Raw genomic sequence first — 20,303 nt, forward strand, 5'->3', positions numbered from 1 at the left:
CGATCCGCGCTCGACGACTGGGAGCATCCGGTCGATCAGCCCGCGTCCATGATCGAATCCGGCTGGATGTCGATCTTCGCTCCGGTGAGTTTCGCGGCGAGTCGGGCGTTCTGGCCCTCCTTGCCGATCGCAAGCGACAGCTGATAGTCGGGCACCAGTGCGCGGACCGCTTTGGTGCTCTCGTCGAGCACGAACGCGCTCGTGACCTTGGCCGGCGACAGTGCGCTCGCGACGAACGTCGCGAGGTCGTCGTCGAAGTCGACGATGTCGATCTTCTCGCCCGAGAGCTCCTCCGTGACGGCTCGCACCCGACGCCCCATCTCGCCGATGCACGCACCCTTGGCGTTGATCGATGGGTCGGTCGCCGTGACCGCGATCTTAGTGCGATGCCCCGCCTCGCGCGCGAGCGAGAGGACCTCGACGAGGCCGCTCGCGATCTCGGGGACCTCCATCGCGAACAGCTTCCGCACCAGGCCGGGGTGCGTGCGGGAGACCGTGATCGCCGGACCCTTGTGCCCCTTGGCGACGCTCGTGACATAGACCCTGATACGGGTTCCGTGGGCGTAGTCCTCGCCTGGCACCTGCTCCTCGGGAGGGAGCATCGCCTCGACGGTGCCGAGGTCGACGTGGACCATCTTCGGGTTCGTGCCCTGCTGCACGATCCCGGCGACGATGTCGCCCTCCTTGCCGCGGAACTCGCCGAGCACGGCGTCGTCGGCGATGTCGCGCAGTCGCTGGGCGATCACCTGTTTGGCAGCGTAGGCGGCGATGCGTCCGAAGTCCTCAGGAGTGGATTCCTCCTCACCGATGACCGAACCGGAATCGTCGGCCACCGGCACGTAGATGCCCACGTGGCCGGTCGAGCGGTCCAGTTCGGCGCGTGCGCCGACCGGTGCCTCGCCGGTCTGCGAAACGTGCTTCCCGTACGCGGTCAGCACGGCCTGCTCGATGATCCGCACGAGTTCGTCGAGCGGAATCTCCTTCTCACGCTCGATGTTGCGGAGCAGTCCAAGATCGATATCCACTGCGTTCTCCCTCTTCAGTTCTTCGCGGCGTCGCGCCTGCCGGTCGCTCCACGTTACCGAAGATCGCTGGGAGACGCCCTTCTCCTGCACGCGTCGGCGCGTTGCGCGGCGCACGCGAAGCGGCGGGACCGATCCGTGGATCGGTCCCGCCGCTTCTTCATGACCTACACCTGCCGGCGACGCATGATGCTCAGCGTGATTCCACCGACGATCAGCAGAGCTGCCGCAGCCGCGACGCCCCAGGCGACCTCGCTGCCCGTCACGGCGAGAGCCTCGTCGTCAGCTGCCTGACCATCGTCCGGCACCGGAGCATCCGTGCCCGATCCGTCCGTGTCCGGCCCCTCAGGATCGGTCGGCTCCCCCGTGCCCGGCTCCTCGGGGTCGGTCGGCTCTTCGACGCCCTGCGCCTGCAGCCCCACGAGGATCGGGTTGTGGTCGCTGGCGCGGAAGACGCTCTCGTCGTACAGCAGCGTGGCGTTGTAGTTGTAGCGGCTGTACTCGAAGCCGATCTGCTCCTGGGCGTTGATCTGCCACACGTCGACGCCTGTGACCATCTCCAGAGCCGCCCCGTTCGCGAACACATGGTCGAGCGACCCCTCGAGCCCGTCGAAGTTGTAGGTGGCCTCACCGCCGTTCAGCGCGTAGTTGAGGTTCGTGTAGCCCGCGGCTTCGATCGTGCGCGCAGGGTCCTCAGCGGCGTATGCGTTGAAATCACCCGCGATGAAGACTGCATCGACGCCCGCCGCATCACCCTGATCCTCCGCGAACTCGACCACGGCCTCCGCCTGCGCGATCCGCTCGGGGTTCGCGTTGCCCTGTCCCGTGCCGTCATCGGTTCCCGACCGCTTCGACTTGAAGTGATTCGTCGCCACGAGGAACGCGTCATCGTCGTCGCCGCCCACAGGTGCGAACGCCTGCACGAGCGGCTCGCGGGCGTTCTCGAACGCCGGATCGTCGGCGAGGATGTGCGATTCACCGACGAGCTCGACATCCGCCGTCCGGAAGATGAATGCGTTCCGGATGACGTCCTCGCTCACGGGGAGATCGTCTGGGCTCTCCGCGTAGTCCCAGACGCCGGCGCCCTCCTGCGCGTTGAGGGCATCCACGAGTGCGGCCACCGCGAAGTCGCGGTCCTTCTCGTAGTGGGCGGAGTTCTCGATCTCCTCCAGCGACACGACGGATGCGTCGAGGTCGCTGATCGCGTTCACGATCTTCGTCTGCTGACGCTCGAGATTCTCCTCGTTCGCCGCGCCGCGCGGTCCGTCCGGTTCGCAGCGATTGTTGGCGATCAGGTTGTCTTCGCGGTCGGTGTAGAACGAGCAGTCGCCGAGCCCCGCGGCTTCGAACTCCTCCCCAGTGGTCGGGAAGTAGTTGAGCACGTTGAAGGTCGCCAGCGTGATGTCGCCTCCGACCTCCTCAGGAGCGGCGTTCGCCGCGCGCTCATCGCTGAAGGTCACGGCCTCGGACGCGCCGTTCACCGGCATCGTCGGCTGGAGGTTCCAGCTGTCGTAGCGGTAGTCGAGCACGAACGGCTCGTTCATGGTCACCGAGGCTCCCACGCGCACGGGCGTCTCCGGCGTCAGGTAGGACAGCGGCACGTCCTGCTGACTGCTGAAGTTCGTGCTGCGGCCGTCGTCGAGTTTGATGAACTTCGCCGCGTTCTCCGCCTCGGCAGCGGCGATCGCCTCGCCGTCGTGCGGGTCGACGTGGTCGGTCGGCTGGCGCAGCGGCTCGTCGCCGTATGCAAGCCCGAACGAACCGTAGAAGTTCGCGTCGTAGTTGTCCGTGACGGTGAAGCCGTCGATCTGCACGAGTTCGCTCTGGTGCGCCTGCTTGTCCTCATCGGTGGCGATGACGTCCCACGAGGTGATCGGGGCGACCTCCCCGAGGCCCACCTCGTGCACCGTGACGAGGTCGGCCGTGATCTCGGTGAGGCCGTTGTACACGCTCACGTCACCGGTCACGCGCACGCTCTGTCCGATCTCGGCGCGGGCCGAGTCGCCCCAGACGAAGATCGCATCGGAGACGCCGTCATCCGGGTCGCCTGCAGGATCCTGGATCGTGAAGCCGTTGAAGCCGCCGTCGCGGTAGTCGGCAGTGACGACGCCGTCGACGGTGACGGTCTCGCCGACCGACCCGTTCGCGACAGCGATGGTGACCGCGTCGCCATGCTCGACGGGCTCCTGCGGTTCGTCCGGCGATCCGTCGCCCGTTGTCTCGCCTGCGGAGTTGGTCGGCGTCGGGCCGCCCACGGTGAAGTCGGTGGAGTTGTCATCCGTGTCCGTGCCTGCTTCGTCGCGCGAAGCGCTCGTGGTGTTGCTGAGCGAAGCGGTCGCCGCTCCCTCGTAGCTCGCGGCTGAGCCGTAGCCGACCATGTCGACCAGTCCATCCGCACCGGCACGGTCTCCGGCGACCGAGCTGTCGAAGGCCGAATCGGTCTCGAACAGGAACACTCGCCCGTTCGAGCTCGACATCGCCATCCCCTCCGCCATGGCATCCGGGGCCGGAAGCGACTCGGCATCGCCGTTCGATCCGGGTGCGGCCTGCAGCAGGAAGTGCGCTCCGGATGCAAGCGCGCCGCTCAGCTCGGCAGCGCCGCCGACACCTCCGCTCGACGAGCGGTACTGAACCGTGTAACCGCCGAGGTCGATGGGGTCGCCGGTCGGGTTGTACAGCTCGACGAAGTCGTGGGTCACGGGGGCGCCGGAGTTCCCGCCGCCTCCGTAGACCTCGCTGATGACGAGCGCGTCGCCCTCGGGCGACGCCGTCGCGGCGGACGGGACGAGAACGAGTGCCGACGCGGCGAGCGCCAGCCCGGATGCTGCGGCCGCGATTCGATGGCCGTGCGGAGTTGTTGACATGGGATTCCCTCGGAAGTCTCGGGTGGAGCCTTCAGAGTCGCAGTGCGGTATTTCGACCTGCTGGCCACGAGGTGTCCAGCAGGGAAACTCCGGCCGGTGCTACCGCGCAGCGAGGCGGGCGACGGCTTCGGCCGCTGGCAGCGTCTCGCGCTCACCGGATCGACGATCCCACAGCTCGACGTCGCCGTCAGCCGCCCCGCGGCCGACGACAAGAAGCTGAGGCACGCCGAGGAGCTCGGCATCGCCGAACTTCACACCGGGCGATGCCTTCGGCCTGTCGTCGTAGAGCACGTCGAAGCCCGCTGCCTCGAGCTGCCCGGCCACGCTCTCCGCGAGTTCGAACGGCTCGCTGCCCTTGCCCGTCGCGACGACGTGGATGTCGTACGGCGCGATCGACTCCGGCCAGATCAGACCCTTGTCGTCGCTGAACAGCTCCGCGATCAGCGCGAGCACTCGAGTGACCCCGATGCCGTACGACCCCATGGTCACGGTGACGAGCTTGCCGTTCTCGTCGAGCACCTTCAGTCCGAGCGACTCGGCGTACTTCCGGCCGAGCTGGAAGATGTGGCCGACCTCCATACCGCGGGCGAGCGTCACCGGTCCCGAGCCGTCCGGTGCAGGGTCGCCGTCGCGGACCTCCGCGATCTCGGCGACGCCGTCCCCGACGAAGTCCCGCCCTGCGACCAGGTGGGCGACGTGCATGCCCTTCTGGTTCGCTCCGGTCGCCCAAGAGGTTCCGTCGGCGACGCGCGGGTCGAGCAGGTACTCGATGCGGGCTTCGGCGTTCTCCTCCACTACGCGATCGCCGAGGCCGAGCTGCTGTCCCTCCTTGCCGCTGGCGTGGTTGCTCCCCACCGGCCCGATGTAGCCGGGAATGAGCTCAGGACCGAGCAGCGCCTTCGTCTTCTTCAGCTGCTCATCGCCGGCCATCTCCACCTCATAGCCGGCGAAGGCGACCTCGGCGCGCTTCATGTCCACGGCGCGGTCGCCGGGGATGCCGACGACGACGAGCTTCGTCCTGCGGATCGGCTCGGTGTCCTTGCCGTCGCCCGGTTCGGTCCACGTCAGCGCCAGCACGACGTTCTTGAGAGTGTCGGCCGCCCGCCAAGCGCGACCGTCGCCCCGGGGCGAGGTCGCGTTCAGGTGATCGACCAGGGTGTCGATCGTCGGGGTGTCGGCCTCCGGCAGCAGCTGGGGCTCAGGCAGTCCGTCGTACGGCACCGGCTCGGGCGCCACCGTCTCGAACGCCTCGACGTTCGCCGCGTATCCGCCCTCGCTGCGCACGAAGGTGTCCTCGCCGACGGCCGTCGGGTGCAGGAACTCCTCGCTGCGCGAGCCGCCCATGGCGCCCGCATCTGCCTTGACGATCGCGTACTCGACGCCGAGCCGCCGGAAGATGCGCTCGTAGGCTGCGCGCTGGGCGTCGTAGCTGTCGTCGAGCCCTGCATCGTCGACGTCGAAGGAGTAGGCGTCCTTCATCGTGAACTCGCGGCCGCGCAGCAGACCGGCGCGCGGGCGAGCCTCGTCGCGGTACTTGTCCTGGATCTGATAGATCGTCAGCGGCAGATCCTTGTAGGACGAGAACAGGTCCTTCACCAGCAGCGTGAAGGCCTCCTCGTGCGTCGGCGCGAGCAGATAGTCGGCGCCGTGCCGGTCCTTCAACCGGAGAAGCGCATCGCCGTACTCCTCCCAGCGGCCCGTCACCTCGTACGGCTCGCGCGGCATCATCGCGGGGAAGTGCACCTCCTGAGCACCGGCGGCGGCCATCTCCTCGCGCACGATCTGCTCGAGCTTCGTCTTCACACGCAGACCCAGCGGCAGCCAGGCGAAGATCCCTGGGGCCTGGCGCCGGATGTACCCGGCGCGCACGAGCAGCCGATGGCTGCGCACTTCGGCGTCGGCGGGATCCTCACGGAGCGTGCGGACGAAGAGCTGAGAGAGACGAGTGACCACGAGACGAGTCTATGCGCTGGGTACGCCGGGAGTGCGTCGCCGGTCAGAGCCGATCGGCGTTGTTCGGGGCGGGCGAACCGCCGCGGGCCGGCCGGGCAGGCACGAGCTTCAACCCGATCACAGCTCCGACGATGCCTGCGATGAACAGCACACGCAGGAACGTGATCGGTTCGGCCCCTGTCGCCATGGCGTACGCCACGGTGAGCGCTGCTCCGGTGCCCGTCCACACGGCGTATGCCGTGCCGATCGGGATCGTCTTCGTCGCCCAGCCGAGGCCGAGCATGCTGAGCGTGAGTGCGACGAGGAACACGGTCGTCGCAGCGGGCCGCGAGAATCCGTCGCTGTCGCCGAGCGCAGTCGCCCACACCGCCTCCAGCACGGCGCTGACCAGCAGCACGATCCATGCCACCTCAGCTCACCGCCTTCAGCCCGATCACGCTGCCGACCAGCAGCACGAGGAGGGCGGCTCGGATGATCGAGAGCCTCTCCTGCCTGCGCACCGCCGCGAGCACCACGGTCAGCACCGCGCCGATTCCGACCCACACCGCGTACGACGTGCCCGTCGGCAGTGTTCTCATCGCGAATGCGAGACCCGCCATGCTGGCGACCAGCGCGACGAAGAACACGGCCGTCGGCCGCACCTTCTTGAAGCCCTTCGACGCCCCGAGCGCCGTGGCCCATACGGCCTCGAGCATGCCCGATGCGATCAACACGGCCCACGCCATCATCGCCACCTTTCTCGTACGACTGTGCGAGAAAGGGTAGCACGTTCCCGCACGACTGTGCGACTATGGGAGCCATGCCGAGGATGCTGGACCAGGACGAGCGCGATCGCGCGGTCGTCGCTGCCGCGTGGCGAGTGATCGAAACCGAGGGCGTCGCTGCCCTGTCCGTGCGCCGGGTCGCGGCCGAGGCCGGCATCGCGCCGAGTTCGCTGCGCTACCTCTTCCCCACGCAGGCGTCCGTACGCGCTCGTGCGATCACGGCAGCGGGCGAGCGAATCCGCGCGAGAATCGAGTCACTCCCGACGGACGTGCACGCGCGCGCGTGGGCGAGAGCGGCACTGCTCGAGCTGCTTCCGCTCGACGACGAGCGCCGCACCGAGATGAGCGTCACCATCGCGCTCGGTGTGGCGGTGAAGGCCGATCCGGCGCTGCAGCCCCTCCGACGCACCCTCGACGGCGAGTGCCGCGCCGTGTGCGCCCGTGCCGCCGCCGCCATCGGCCTCACCGACTCCCGCGATGTCGACGCGCTGCACGCGATGATCGACGGCCTCGCCCTGCACCTCATCGTGCAGGAACCGGATGAGCAGACCGCCTGGGCGACCGCCGCCCTCGATCATTGGCTGCCCTAGCTCCGTCGCACCGCCTGTTCGACCGCGGGCAGGAGCGCCTCGGCCGTGCGGCGGTAGCCGGCGGCGCTGGGGTGGAATCTGTCGAGGCTGAACATGCCGTCCGGGTCCTCGCGGAACGCCGTCCTCAGCGCTTTCCGCAGGCTCACGGGAACGGCGCCCGCTTGCCGGGCGGCCCTCGTCTGGGCGATCGCCATGTGCTGCGACATCCGTGACATGATGCCGCGCAGCGGCTGCGGCACCGGCCGAATCGCGCCGAGATCGGGGCAGGTCCCGACCACGACGCCCGCGCCGAGCCCGCGCAGGCGCCGGATGGCGCGGTCCAGCTGACCAGCGGCCACGGCAGGATAGATGAGATGCGTGACGTCGTTGCCGCCGACGATGATGACCGCGACATCCGGCCGGTAGTCACCGGGAAGCGCGTCGATCTGTCCTTCCAGCGCGTTCGATTCCGAGCCGACGACCGCTGCCGTGCTCAGCCTGACCGGCTGCGACATCCGGCGGGCAAGCCCCTTCGCCATCCGCCCGCCGAGGGTCTGTTTGCGATGCCCGACACCGAGGCCCGCAGCGAGCGAGTCGCCCAGCACGAGCAGCTCGATCGGCTCGCCGCCGAGTTTGCGGCTCCACACACGGTCGGCTGGGATCGAGTCCTCGCCGAGCGGCTTGCCGATCCGCTCGCGCGCGACGGCGGCCTGGCGCATCAGCAGCGACCGCGCCGCCCACCCGGCGAGGGCCGCCGCACCGGTGGCGACCGAGGCGATCACGACGCGACGTGCACGGCTCATAGTCGGATGAGACATCACCCGCGTGAACCGCGCGTGAACGCGCCCCGGCCTTCACCGAGAGACCCCCTCGTCATCGACGAAGTCCTCGTCGTCGTTCACACGCAGTCCGCCGCGCACAAGGGCGCGCTCGCCCCTCAGCCCAGTGCTGGTATCACCCGGCGCTCGAACAGCTCGACGCCCGAGCGGTCGTAGGCCGCCTCCGGGAAGTAGTGGATGGCGTAGCCCAACCCCGCGTCCGCGTACGTGGCAAGCTTCTCCGCCACCTGCTCCGGCGTGCCGACGAGTGCGCCAGGCAGTCGGTACTGCGCCATGGCTCCTTCGAGCTCGTCGCCGAGGTGCGGGGCGAGGCGCGCTTCGATCGCTCGCAGCCGGTCCTCGACCTCGGCATCGGTCTCACCGATCACGGTGTTGAAGTTCGCCGACCTGGTGATCTCTGCGAAGTCGCGGCCGAGGCGGTCCGTGTGCCCGCGCAGCACCTCGCTCTTGCGGCGGAACGTGTCGAGGTCGCCGTGGAAGTTCGTGTACGAGGCGTACTGCGCCGCGATCTTCAGCGTCACCTTCTCGCCGCCGCCCGCGACCCAGAGCGGAATGCCGCCGTCCTGAACCGGCAGCGGCCTTACGATCGCGCCGTCGACGCTGAAGTGACGGCCGTCGAGGGTGGCCGAACCCGTCAGCCACGCCTGCTGCATGATGTCAACGCCCTCGCGCAGCATCCGGAGCCGCTCCGGCACCTCGGGGAACCCGTATCCGTACGCGCGCCACTCGTGCTCGTACCATCCGCCTCCGATGCCCATCTCGACGCGGCCGCCGGACACGTGGTCGACGGTCGCGGCCACCTTGGCGAGGTGCACGGGGTTGCGGTACCCCATGCAGGTGCACATCTGGCCGAGGCGCACCCGGCTCGTCGACGCGGCGAAGGCGGACATCAGGGTCCAGGCCTCATGCGTGGCCTCGTGGCTGGGCACGGGCATCGTGTGGAAGTGATCATAGACCCAGACCGATTCCCACGGCCCCGCGTCGGCCCGCTGCACGAGTTGCCGCATCGTCTGCCAGTGCTCAGCGGGGTCGATGCCGACCAGGTCGAAGCGCCAGCCCTGCGGAATGAATGCGCCGAATCTCATGCGGCCAGCATACGACCGCGGCGACGCGCCGGTCGCCCATCGACATCGGATGTTCATCGTGCGATCAGGGAGTACGGACGCAGATGATCACGGCCGCCTATTCGGAGGAGACCTCATCCGGGTGATCCGACGGCGGAATCGCCGCTGCCTCAGGACGTGACGACCTGCGCCGTGCCGAGGGCGGCATCCGGTCCCATCTCGTCGGCGATGCGGTTCGCCTCCTGGATCAGGGTCTCGACGATGTCCGCTTCCGGCACGGTCTTGACGACCTCGCCCTTGACGAAGATCTGGCCCTTGCCGTTTCCGCTGGCCACGCCGAGGTCGGCGTCACGCGCCTCGCCCGGCCCGTTCACGACGCAGCCCATCACGGCCACGCGCAGCGGCACTGTCATGTCCTTGAGCCCCTCGGTCACGCTGTCGGCGAGCGAGTACACGTCGACCTGGGCGCGACCGCATGACGGGCAGGAGACGATCTCGAGCGTGCGCTCGCGCAGGTTCAGCGACTGCAGTATCTGGTGGCCGACCTTGACCTCCTCGGCGGGAGGCGCGGACAGCGAGACCCGGATGGTGTCGCCGATGCCCTCGCTGAGCAGGATGCCGAACGCGGTCGCCGACTTGATCGTGCCCTGGAACGCCGGCCCGGCCTCGGTGACGCCGAGGTGCAGCGGCCAGTCGCCGCGCTCGGCGAGCAGGCGGTACGCCTTCACCATCACGACCGGATCGTTGTGCTTGACCGAGATCTTGAAGTCGTGGAAATCGTGTTCCTCGAACAGACTCGCCTCCCAGACCGCCGACTCGGCGAGCGCCTCAGGCGTGGCCTTGCCGTACTTCTCCAGCAGCCGCCGGTCGAGCGATCCGGCATTCACACCGATGCGCAGACTGACACCGGCGTCCTTCGCCGCCTTCGCGATCTCGCCGACGCGGTCGTCGAACTTGCGGATGTTGCCGGGATTGACGCGCACGGCGCCGCAGCCGGCGTCGATCGCCTCGAAGACGTACTTCGGCTGGAAGTGGATGTCGGCGATGACCGGGATCTGGCTCTTCATCGCGATGATCTTGAGCGCCTCGGCATCCTTGTCGGTCGGGCACGCGACGCGCACGATCTCACATCCGGATGCCGTCAGCTCGGCGATCTGCTGCAGCGTCGCGTTGATGTCGTGCGTCTTGGTCGTGGTCATCGACTGCACCGAGACGGGCGCATCGCCGCCGACCTTCACCTTGCCCACATTGATCTGCCGCGACGTACGGCGCGGCGCGAGGACGTTCGGTGCGGAGGGCATTCCGAGGTTCACAGCTGGCACACCCACAGCCTACGACTCCTGGGTGCAGGAAGGCTGTCAGCGGTTCAGATGACGACGATCACCCTTTCTGCGCCTTCGGAGGAGCACTTCCTGTCATCTGAGGACCGCACGGGAGGTCGGCGGTTTGGCAGGCGACGGTCCGCGCGTATAGGTTGACAGCGTGCACGCGACGATGAACCAGTGGTGGCTCGCCTGACGGCGGCCGACTTCGCGAGCACGAAAACGACCGCCCCGCTCCGGCGGTCGTTCTGCGACAGGCGCCCGCCAGAGGATTCGAAGAAGTGAGTTCCCCATGGCTGCTGACGACACCGCCGAGACGATTCTTCGCCTTGCCGCTGACCCTGACTCCTCGTTCGCACTGATCGCGCGCGGCGGCGACGGTCCGGCGACGCACGTCGAGGTGCTCACCGGCGACACCGTCGACGTCGACCTCCTTGCGGAGATCCCACTCACCGATGCGGCGGGAACCGCCCGCGAGGTGCTCGCGCTGGTGCCGTACCAGCAGGTGCGCGAGCGCGGCTTCGAGGCAGAGCCCGAGGACACTCCCCTGCGCTGCCTCGTCGTCGACGAGCACACCCGTGTGCCGGTCGGCGACGTGCTCGCCGCGCTGCCGAGCGCGACCGTCCCGCTGACGGACGCGGGCTTCGATGTCGCGGACGAGGACTACGCGTCCATCGTGCGCCGGGTGATCTCCGACGAGATCGGCCGAGGCGAGGGCGCCAACTTCGTGATCCGCCGCGACTACGTCGCGCAGATCGACGCGGACGAGCGCACGGCGATGCTCACATGGTTCCGCGCGCTGCTGGAGCACGAGCGCGGCGCCTACTGGACGTTCGCGATCGCCGCGGGCGACCGGATCCTGGTCGGCGCGAGCCCCGAGGCGCACGTCGTCGCGGATTCGCTCGGCGACGGCTCGTCGACGGTGACGATGAATCCGATCTCCGGCACCTTCCGCCATCCGGACGGCGGCGCGACCATCGAAACGCTCTCCGCCTTCCTCACCGACGCCAAGGAGACCGAGGAGCTCTTCATGGTCGTCGACGAGGAGCTCAAGATGATGAGCGCCGTGTGCTCGGACGGCGGCCGGATCACCGGGCCGCACCTGAAGGAGATGTCGCGGCTCACGCACACCGAGTACATGCTGCGCGGCACGAGCCGGATGGACCCCCGCGGCATCCTGCGCGAGACCATGTTCGCTCCGACGGTGACCGGCTCTCCGATGCAGAACGCCTGCACCGTCATCCGGCGCCACGAGACGACCCCGCGCGGGTACTATTCCGGCGTGGCGGCGCTGTTCACCCCGGACGGCTCCGGCGGCCACGGCCTCGACGCCCCCATTCTGATCAGAACGGCCCACCTCGACCGTGGCAGGCTCCGTGTGCCGGTCGGCGCCACGCTCGTGCGCCATTCCGACCCCTACGGCGAGGTCAGCGAGACGCACGGCAAGGCCGCGGGAGTGCTCGGGGCGATCGGTGCCGTTCCCCGCGCAACGCGGGTCGCGGACCCCGACCAGCCGGTGACCGGCCCTGCGCCGACCCCGAAGCGGCTCGGTGACGACCCGCACATCGCCGGGCTGCTGGCATCGCGCAATGCGCGCCTCGCCCCGTTCTGGCTCGAGGAGCAGAGCGACGACGACGGCCCGTTCAGCGGTCGCAGTGCGATCGTCGTCGATGCCGAGGACCGCTTCACCACGATGCTCACCCACCAGCTGGGCCATCTCGGCCTCGACGCGCGCATCGTGCACTGGTCACAGGTGACGGATGCCGAGATCGACGCCGCCGAACTGCTCGTCGCCGGCCCCGGCCCCGGCGACCCGCGCGACGAGGCGAATCCGCGCATCGCCCGGATGCGCGACGTGGTCGCCCGTCGCATCGACGCGGGCAAGCCGCTGGTATCGGTCTGCCTGAGCCACCAGGTGCTCGCCGACCTCCTCGGCATCGATCTGGCTCCCTTGGCGCAGCCGCATCAGGGCGTGCAGAAGACCGTCGATGTCTTCGGCGAGCGCGCCTCAATCGGCTTCTACAACACATTCACCGCGCGGGTGGAGCCAGGCACCGCCAGGATCGGCGCCGTCGAGATCGCCGCAGACCCCGCCACGGGCGACGTCTACGCTCTGCGCGGCCCGAAGCTGGCCGGCGTCCAGGGCCACCTCGAGTCGATCCTCTCCCGAGACGGCATGACGACCCTCCGCCGCCTCGTCACCCACGCCCTGGCGTAGCCGTCCGTCGACCACGGCAGCACGATTCTTCATTTCTGGCACATCTCCGGGTGGGCAGCCCACCGGAGATGTGCCAGAAATGAAGAGATAGCCCGGGTATGCGAGCGCGACTACAGCGTCACGGGATTGAAGATGTCTGCCGCGAACAGCACGGCGCTCATTCCGATCATCAGCACCACGACGACGAGGGTCAGCGGCACCAGGCGCGAGGCGTCGGCGGGCCTCGGCCTCGGCCTGCGGCGCAGCTTAGCCCAGCCGCGCTTGATCGCGTCCCACAGCGCCACGACGATATGGCCGCCGTCGAGCGGGAGAAGCGGGAGCATGTTGAACGCGAACAGCGCGATGTTCACGGAGCCGACCAGCTGGATCATCGCCACCGTCCTGTCGAGGATCGGCGCTTCGGTCGAGGCGACCTCGCCGGCGAGCCGACCGACGCCGATCACGCTGATCGGCCCGTTCGGGTCGCGTTCCTGGCCGGTGAACATGTCGACGCCGGTCTGCCAGATGCGCTGCGGCAGCTGCGAGATGATCCCGGCGACGGCTCCCATCTGCCCGAACACCTGCTGCGTTCCGACCCACGCGGGCTGACGCACGCGCTCCTGCGTCGGGCCGAACCCGGCGAATCCGACCTCGTCGGTGACGAGCTCGCCGTCGGCGTCGACGTACTGATTGGTGGCCAGCACCGGGGTCATGGTGAGCGTCTCTTCGGCACCGTCGCGCTCGACGACCACGGAGATCGTGTCGTTCGGATGCGCCCTGATGATCTCGGACGCCGCCTGGAAGTCGCTCACCGCGGTGCCGTCGACCGCCACGATGGTGTCGCCCGGCATCAGCCCGGCCGCGGCCGCCGGTGACGCAGGGTCGTCGGTGGCGCACTCCGTCTTGTCCGTGCCCGCAGGCAGCACGCACTGCGACACGCTCGCCACGGTGGACGTGTTCTGCGGAATGCCGATGCCGCTGACGACGACGGTGAACAGCACGATGGCGATGACGAGGTTCATCACGGGGCCGCCGAGCATGATGATCACGCGCTTCCACGTCGGCAGCGCCGAGAAGGTGCGTGAATCGTCGACGCCCTCGCGCGTCTCCTCGTTGGCGTCCTGCGCATCCTGCACGAGCGTCTTGAAGACGCCCCTGGCAGGCTTGCCGTCACCCGACGGGTACATGCCCGCCATCGAGATGTAGCCGCCGATCGGCAGCCACTTGACGCCGTACTCCGTCTCGCCCACGCGCTTGGACCACACCGTCGGCCCCATGCCGACCATGTACTGTCCGACGCGCACGCCGAACTTCTTCGCCGGCACGAGATGCCCGATCTCATGCAGCGCGATCGAGACGCCGAGGCCCAGAACGACCACGACGACGCCGACGATGAAGGCGAGAACGGTCATAGCTGCCTCAGTCGCCGTAGGGGTTGGTCCAGGTGCGCTCGCCTGCGGGCCATCCGGCCTCGACGAGCGCGCGTCGGGAGAGCTCGCGGGCCGAGTACGCCCACTGCGTGCCCTCGATGTCGCGATAGTTCTGGTGACCGGGCCCTGCCCACAGGATCGCGTCGCCGGCGCCGACCAACGAGACGGCCTTGACGATCGCGGCCTCGGGCGGCGACACCTCGTGCACCTCATGGTCGGGGTCGACCTCGTGCGCTGCTTCCATCAGGACCTTCCGGATGGACTGGGCGTTCTCGAAGCGCGGATGGTGATCGGTGATGACCGTCACGTCGCTTCCCTCTACGGCCGTGCGCGACATATCGAACCGCTTGGTGGTGTCGCGGTCGCCGTCCGCACCGAACAGCATCAGCACGCGCCCCGGCGTGACGCGCCGCACCGCGGCGAGCGTCTTCTCGAACGCGTCAGGCGTGTGCCCGAAGTCGACGTAGACCGCTGGCCCCTCCGGACCCGACACGAGCTGCGTGCGGCCGGGCACCCACGCCCTGATCTCTCCTGCGAGCGCCTCCGAGATGCGCTCCCAGTCGAAGCCCGCCTCGTGCATCATCACGATGCCGAGCCCTGCGTTCGCCGCCATGTGCGCGCCGATCACGGGCACGGTGGTCGCCAGGGTCCTGCCGTCGGGCCCGGTGAGCTGGAAGCCGGTGCCGCTCTGCGCCTCGAAGGTGACCTCGACCGTCCAGTCGGCGCGCTCGAAGGCGTCATCGGCGGCGATGCCGCGCGTCGCGATCGTGGTGACCGGAATGTCCGCCTCATCCGCGATGCGGCCGCCGAGCACGGAGTCGAGCGAGACGACGGCGCGGCGGCTGCGCGCCGAGGAGAACAGCGGCGCCTTCGCTCGGTAGTAGGTCTCCATGTCGCCGTAGTCGTCGAAGTGCTCGTGGGTGAGATTGGTGAACCCCATCACGTCCCACTTCACGCCCTCGACGCGGCGACGGGTGACGGCCTGGGCGCTGACCTCGACCGCGAACGCCTCGACCTCGCGCTCGCGCATCCTGGCGATCATGGCGTGGAACTCGCTCGCCTCCGGGCTGGTGAGCCCGGCGACCACGCGCTCGCCGGCGACGACCCGCTCGGCGGAGGTCGAGGCGCCTGCCACGACACCGAGCTGGGTCAGCATGCCCTCCAGCAGGTGCGTCGTGCTGGTCTTGCCGTTGGTGCCCGTCGTGCCCAGCAGCAGCGGGATGTCGTCGTCCGGCGCCGTGCGGTACACGGCCATGGCTGCGTCGCCGAGAGCGCCGCGGGGGTCGTCGACCACGATGATCGGCAGGCCCGCGCCGCGGGCGATCTCCGCGCCCGCGGCGTCGGTGAGGACGGCGGCCGCCCCGTTCTCGGCAGCAGCGGCGGCGAATTCGGCGCCGTGGCGGTTCAGGCCCCTGATGCCCACGAACAGATCGCCCGCAGCCAGGTCGCTCGATGAGACGGAGACTCCCGTCACCTCTGCGTCCGCTCCCGACGCGGTGCCGCCGATACGGGCGGCGAGCTCGGACAGTCGGATCGGGGCGGGCCGTGACGGACGCAGCATCACGGGCGGCGTACGGCGGATTCGGGGCGTGACAATCACGCCGTCTATCGTCGCACGCCCACACGAGGGAACCGCTGAGTGCGCGCGAGCGAGCTCCCCACCGCATCGAAGCGATAACAGGGTACTAGTACCCTTTTATCGCTTCAGAGCGCACCGGAGCACCGGCACGCGAGACTCAGGACGCCGGCAGATCAGCCGGCGATGGCGCGATCGGCCTCTGCGCGGGCCCAGGACTCCGCCGCGGCGAGCGTGTCGAGCGTCAGCTCGGCGGGGGCCGAATGGGCCTCGACGACGCGCGCAACTGTGTCGACGATGCCCAGAAAGCTCAGCCGACCCTGATGGAACGCGTCGACCGCCTGCTCGTTGGCCGCGTTGAACACGCACGGGTAGGTCGCTCCTTCGTCTCCGACGCGCTTCGCTAGCGCCACTGCGGGGAAGGCCGCTTCGTCGAGGGGTTCGAAGGTCCAGCTCGCCGCCGTCGCCCAGTCGATCGGGACGCCGACGCCGGGCACCCGTGCGGGCCACGCCATGCCGAGCGCGATCGGCAGCCGCATGTCGGGAGGCGACGCCTGCGCGATGGTGGATCCATCGACGAACTCGACCATGGAGTGCACGATCGACTGCGGATGCACGGCGACGTCGATCTTCGCCAGCGGCACGTCGAACAGCAGGTGCGCCTCGATCACCTCGAGACCCTTGTTCACCAGGGTGGCGGAGTTCGTCGTGATCACGCGGCCCATGTCCCACGTCGGGTGGTTCAGCGCGTCAGCCGGGGTGACGGAGGTGAGTTCGTCGCGGCTCCGACCTCGGAAGGGGCCGCCGGATGCCGTCACGACGAGCCTGCGCACCTCATCCGGAGCACCCGCCCGCAGCGCCTGAGCGATCGCGGAGTGCTCGGAGTCGACGGGAACGATCTGGCCTGGCGCCGCCGCCTGCTTCACGAGCGGCCCGCCCACGATCAGCGACTCCTTGTTCGCCAGCGCCAGCGTGCGGCCCGCTTCGAGCGCCGCCATCGTCGGGCCGAGCCCCACGGAGCCCGTGATGCCGTTGAGCACCACGTCCGCCTCGACGTCCCGCACCAGCTGCGCGGCAGCCTGCGCGCCGAGCGCGGTGTGTGCGACGCCGAACCGGTCCGCCTGCTCGCGCAGCATCGCCGCGTTGCTTCCCGCTGCGAGGCCGGCGATCTCGAACCGGTCGGGGCTGTTCCGGATGACGTCGAGCGCCTGGGTGCCGATCGAACCGGTGGATCCTAGGATCAGGATGCGCCGCATGGCCGTCTACTCGGCTGCTGGCGTCGCCGGGTGGAACACATCGACGATGTCTACGACGAAGACGAGGTCCTCATCGTAGAGCTCGTGGTCTTCGCCGCCATCCTGGTGGTACCCCTCCTCCTTCGGGATCACGGCCACCACCTGGGAGCCGACCGTCTGGCCGACGAGCGCCTTCTGGAAGCCCTCGACCACTCCGGTGGTCGGGAAGGTCGAGAGCGCGTCGCGACTCCAGCTGGAGTCGAACTCCTCGCCGTCGCTCGCCTTGACGCCCTTGTACTGCACGTACACGCTGTCGCCGTCCAGGACCTCCGCGCCGTCGCCGAGCTTCATGGTCTCGACCTGCGTCGTCTCCGGGATCTCCATGCCGTCGGGGATCTCGATGCTCGGCTCGCCGTCATCGGCGAGGGTGACCGCGGGCATGCCGTCGACCGGCTCCTGGTCCTCACCCCATGCCGCCTTCTCGGGCGTGCTCAGCACATCGACGACCTGCACCTGAGCCGACGTCTCCTGGCCGGACTCATCGGTCGACGCCGGATACACGGTCACGATGCGCGTGCCGACGGTCGCGCATCCGAAGACCTGGCCGAGCACCGTCGACGCCGAGATCTGCTGCGGCTGCACCTCGCCGTCCTCGTAGCCTGCCTGACCGACCTGCTCCCCCGTCTCCGCGTCGTACGCCGTGATCGCGTAGGAGAAGAAGTCGCCCTCCGCAAGCTGCGTGCCCTCACCCTCCGTCACGACCGCGCGCTCGAAGTCGGCGGGGTCGAGCGGCTCGGCGAGATCGAGGCTCTCCGGCACATCGTCTCCCGCCTCACCCGAGACGTCGAGCGATTCGACGTCGCTGCCGCTCGCACCGGCGGCGGCGCAGAGCGGGTTGTCGTTCGTTCCCTCGCCGTCCGGGTCGGAGTCGGCTTCGCCGGAGCAGCCCGCGAGGGCGAGGGCGGCGATCGCCGCGGTGGACATCAGTGCAATCGATCGAATACGCACGGAGAACCTCGTTCGTTGGGGGACAGTCCATCTTTGCGCACGAATCCATGCGCTCGCTGACATCCGGCGTCACGACGCACTGATGACCACGGGCGTCACGCATGCCGCGGCCAGCATAGGCCCGCATTAGGCTGGAGGGATGACGTCCACCGGCTCGCACGAAGAAGGCGCCGATCCTAAGGATCAGGCCGAGAGCGTCCCGCATCGCCCGAGCTGGCTCTACGATTTCGGCCGCACCGTCGTCGCGCCCCTGGCGCGGCTGATCTACCGGCCGCGCGTCGAGGGCAAAGAGAACCTGCCCAAGCAAGGCGCCGTGATCCTCGCCAGCAACCACCTCTCCGTCATCGACTCGTTCGCCATCCCGATCGCCGCGGCTCCCCGTGCCGTGCACTTCCTGGCGAAGTCCGACTACTTCACGGGCAGGGGACTGACCGGATGGCTCTCCCGCACGTTCTTCACATCGGTCGGCGCTGTGCCGGTCGAGCGCGGCGCAGGCCAGGCCGCCCTGGACGCGTTGGAGCAGCAGCGTCGGATCCTGGAAACCGGTGCAGCCGTGGCGCTGCATCCAGAGGGCACCAGGTCGCGCGACGGACGGCTGTACAAGGGGCGCACCGGCATCGCGTTCCTTGCGCTTCAGACCGGTGCCCCCGTCGTGCCGATCGGTCTCATCGGCACGGACAGGGTGATGCCCGTCGGCGCGAAGATGCCGAAGCTGTCAGAGCGCGTAGTCGTGCGCTTCGGCGCCCCGATCGATGTGTCGAAGCACGGGCCGGCGACCAGCGGCAAGGCACGGCGCCACGCCACCGACGAGATCATGGCGGCGATCCACGAGCTCTCCGGTCAGGAGCTGGCCGGAACCTACAACGAACTGCCTGCCCAGGGCGCCGTCGAGAAGATCAAGCGCGTTCTGCCGCACGAGAGGCGCTGAGCCGCAGCCGTCCTGCGCCCTACCCGTCCGCCTCGACAGTGGGCGCGTACTCGACGGGGAAGCTGACGGAGCCTGCGATGAAGCACCATGCGTGCGCTTCCGCATGCGCTTCCGTTGCGGCCTCGATCATCCCCTCGTCGGCAACCGTGACGCTCGGGCGCAGTGTGACACGGGTGAAGCGGCCGCCGTCGCCGGTCAGCTCGATCTGGCCGGTCGCACTGTCTGTGTATCCGGTGACCACGACGCCTCGCAGCACGCAGGCGCGCAGATACGACAGCAGGTGGCACTGAGCGAGAGCCGCGATGAGGAGATCCTCGGGGTTCCAGCGCTCAGGGTCGCCGAAGAACGGCCTGTCGGCCGAACCGAGCAGATCGGGCTTGCCGTCGACGCTCAGCGTGACGCTGCGGTCGTAGTCGCGGGTGCCGCTCGTGCCGCTGCCGCGGTTGCCGGTCCAGGTCGCGGTAAGTGCGTAGCTGTGGCGCTGGAACATGCCACCAGGGTATGGCGGACGGGTTGCGAGGCATATCCTGGAGAGCATGCCCGGAACGCTCTCAGTGGACTCCTCGGTCGAACTCGCCACCGCCGACAGGGGCGGATTCGTCGAATCCCGGCACGCCGGCGCGGCGATCGTGCTCACGCCAGAGGGTGAGGCGGCGCTGACGCTCGGCGACCCTGACGCTGTCGTGCTTCCGCGGTCGGCGATGAAGCCGTTTCAGGCGATCGCGTGCGCCACGGCCGGAGCTGCGTTCGAGGACGAGCGCTTGGCGATCTCGACGGCGAGCCATGCGGGCACCGACCGCCACGTCGACCTCGTGCGCAGCATGCTGCTCGACGCGGGCCTCACCGAGGATCACCTCGGCTGCCCTCCAGCGCTGGCTGACGACTCATCGACCAGGCAGGAGATGATCCGCGATCGCGCGCCGATGTCGCGCGTGCGGATGACCTGCTCGGGCAAGCACGCGGCGATGCTCGCCGCGTGCGCGGTGAACGGCTGGAGCACGGATTCGTATCTCTCCCCCGATCATCCGCTGCAGCAGCACATCCGCGAGGCCGTCGAACGCCTGTGCGGCGGCACGAAGATCGCCGCGACAGTCGTCGACGGATGCGGAGCACCCGTGCACGCCGTCGCGCTGTCGTCGCTGGCTCGCGGCATGCAGCGGATCGGCACGTCGAGCGAGACTTCGCCGTTCGCGCTGCACCGCGTATCCGGCGCCCTCATCCGCGCTGTGCGGGAGAACCCGTGGGCTGTCGAAGGCACCGGACGCCCTGACACCACGGCGATCGAGCAGTTCGGCGTGTTCTCGAAGTTCGGTGCAGAGGGCGTGCAGGTGATGGTCGCCCCTGACGGCACGACGGTGGCGCTGAAGATCCTCGACGGCTCTCGCCGCGCAGGTTCGGTCGTCGCGCTGTCGCTGCTGGCGAAGACGGGCGCGCTGCCAGCCGATGCGGTGTCCGGCTTCCTCTCCGCGCACCCGCTCTACGCCGTCCGCGGCGGCGATGACGAGGTCGGCCGCATCCGTCCGACGGTCTGA

Annotated in this window: 17 protein-coding genes; 4 read left to right on the forward strand and 13 right to left on the reverse strand. The window is 69.0% G+C overall.

Going from position 1 to position 20,303, the window contains the following annotated elements:
- Nucleotides 1–35 precede the first annotated feature (35 nt).
- The 5 genes from nusA to DZG09_RS13085 all read right to left on the reverse strand — a co-directional run bounded on the left by nusA (nt 36) and on the right by DZG09_RS13085 (nt 6,564).
- Nucleotides 36–1,025: a transcription termination factor NusA gene (gene nusA / locus DZG09_RS13065; RefSeq protein WP_119698192.1), complete on the reverse strand. Its 990-nt coding sequence runs from the start codon at nt 1,023–1,025 to the stop codon at nt 36–38.
- A 164-nt stretch (nt 1,026–1,189) separates the two neighbouring features.
- Complete coding sequence (locus DZG09_RS13070) at nt 1,190–3,886, reverse strand: ExeM/NucH family extracellular endonuclease (RefSeq protein ID WP_119698193.1); 2,697 nt, start codon at nt 3,884–3,886, stop codon at nt 1,190–1,192.
- Between the two features lie 99 nt (nt 3,887–3,985).
- Nucleotides 3,986–5,839 (reverse strand): proline--tRNA ligase, encoded by a 1,854-nt coding sequence (locus DZG09_RS13075; RefSeq protein WP_119698194.1) that lies wholly within the window; start codon nt 5,837–5,839, stop codon nt 3,986–3,988.
- 43 nt (nt 5,840–5,882) lie between these two features.
- Nucleotides 5,883–6,248: a DMT family transporter gene (locus DZG09_RS13080; protein ID WP_119698195.1), complete on the reverse strand. Its 366-nt coding sequence runs from the start codon at nt 6,246–6,248 to the stop codon at nt 5,883–5,885.
- A 1-nt stretch (nt 6,249) separates the two neighbouring features.
- Nucleotides 6,250–6,564, reverse strand: a complete 315-nt coding sequence (locus DZG09_RS13085; RefSeq protein WP_119698312.1) for a DMT family transporter — start codon at nt 6,562–6,564, stop codon at nt 6,250–6,252.
- A gap of 74 nt (nt 6,565–6,638) precedes the next feature.
- Here DZG09_RS13085 and DZG09_RS16645 point away from each other — a divergent pair, with 74 nt between their 5' ends.
- A complete protein-coding gene (locus tag DZG09_RS16645; protein ID WP_162893314.1) occupies nt 6,639–7,193 on the forward strand; it encodes a TetR/AcrR family transcriptional regulator in 555 nt (184 codons plus the stop codon).
- On the opposite strand, the gene DZG09_RS13100 is transcribed toward DZG09_RS16645, so the two are convergent.
- From DZG09_RS13100 to ispG, 3 genes are all read right to left on the reverse strand, one after another.
- Nucleotides 7,190–7,975 (reverse strand): SGNH/GDSL hydrolase family protein, encoded by a 786-nt coding sequence (locus DZG09_RS13100; RefSeq protein WP_119698197.1) that lies wholly within the window; start codon nt 7,973–7,975, stop codon nt 7,190–7,192. The two genes, DZG09_RS16645 and DZG09_RS13100, sit on opposite strands and share 4 nt — an antisense overlap.
- A gap of 134 nt (nt 7,976–8,109) precedes the next feature.
- Nucleotides 8,110–9,096 carry an LLM class F420-dependent oxidoreductase gene (locus DZG09_RS13105; RefSeq protein ID WP_119698198.1) on the reverse strand — a complete coding sequence of 329 codons (987 nt, stop codon included), beginning with the start codon at nt 9,094–9,096 and terminating at the stop codon, nt 8,110–8,112.
- A gap of 149 nt (nt 9,097–9,245) precedes the next feature.
- A complete protein-coding gene (gene ispG, locus DZG09_RS13110) occupies nt 9,246–10,376 on the reverse strand; it encodes a flavodoxin-dependent (E)-4-hydroxy-3-methylbut-2-enyl-diphosphate synthase (RefSeq protein WP_119698313.1) in 1,131 nt (376 codons plus the stop codon).
- 313 nt (nt 10,377–10,689) lie between these two features.
- Here ispG and DZG09_RS13115 point away from each other — a divergent pair, with 313 nt between their 5' ends.
- Nucleotides 10,690–12,615, forward strand: coding sequence for an anthranilate synthase family protein (locus DZG09_RS13115; protein WP_119698199.1), 1,926 nt, complete (start codon nt 10,690–10,692; stop codon nt 12,613–12,615).
- A 110-nt stretch (nt 12,616–12,725) separates the two neighbouring features.
- Here DZG09_RS13115 and DZG09_RS13120 read toward each other — a convergent pair whose 3' ends face one another.
- The 4 genes from DZG09_RS13120 to DZG09_RS13135 form a co-directional block, all read right to left on the reverse strand.
- Nucleotides 12,726–14,006 (reverse strand): M50 family metallopeptidase, encoded by a 1,281-nt coding sequence (locus tag DZG09_RS13120; RefSeq protein WP_119698200.1) that lies wholly within the window; start codon nt 14,004–14,006, stop codon nt 12,726–12,728.
- Nucleotides 14,007–14,013: 7 nt separating this feature from the next.
- Nucleotides 14,014–15,585 carry a Mur ligase family protein gene (locus DZG09_RS13125; protein ID WP_119698201.1) on the reverse strand — a complete coding sequence of 524 codons (1,572 nt, stop codon included), beginning with the start codon at nt 15,583–15,585 and terminating at the stop codon, nt 14,014–14,016.
- 191 nt (nt 15,586–15,776) lie between these two features.
- Complete coding sequence (gene dxr / locus DZG09_RS13130; protein WP_119698202.1) at nt 15,777–16,856, reverse strand: 1-deoxy-D-xylulose-5-phosphate reductoisomerase; 1,080 nt, start codon at nt 16,854–16,856, stop codon at nt 15,777–15,779.
- 6 nt (nt 16,857–16,862) lie between these two features.
- The gene (locus DZG09_RS13135; protein ID WP_119698203.1) at nt 16,863–17,819 is read right to left on the reverse strand and encodes an FKBP-type peptidyl-prolyl cis-trans isomerase; all 957 of its coding nucleotides are present in this window, start codon (nt 17,817–17,819) and stop codon (nt 16,863–16,865) included.
- 163 nt (nt 17,820–17,982) lie between these two features.
- Here DZG09_RS13135 and DZG09_RS13140 point away from each other — a divergent pair, with 163 nt between their 5' ends.
- Entirely contained in the window at nt 17,983–18,771 is a 789-nt protein-coding gene (locus DZG09_RS13140; protein WP_119698204.1) for a lysophospholipid acyltransferase family protein, read from the forward strand.
- Between the two features lie 19 nt (nt 18,772–18,790).
- Here DZG09_RS13140 and DZG09_RS13145 read toward each other — a convergent pair whose 3' ends face one another.
- A complete protein-coding gene (locus tag DZG09_RS13145) occupies nt 18,791–19,261 on the reverse strand; it encodes an OsmC family protein (protein ID WP_119698205.1) in 471 nt (156 codons plus the stop codon).
- Nucleotides 19,262–19,307: 46 nt separating this feature from the next.
- On the opposite strand from DZG09_RS13145, the gene DZG09_RS13150 reads away from it, so the two are divergent.
- Nucleotides 19,308–20,303, forward strand: a complete 996-nt coding sequence (locus DZG09_RS13150; protein ID WP_119698206.1) for an asparaginase — start codon at nt 19,308–19,310, stop codon at nt 20,301–20,303.

It is taken from the genome of Microbacterium halotolerans (assembly GCF_003569805.1).
GTDB classification, from domain to species: Bacteria; Actinomycetota; Actinomycetes; order Actinomycetales; family Microbacteriaceae; genus Microbacterium; species Microbacterium halotolerans.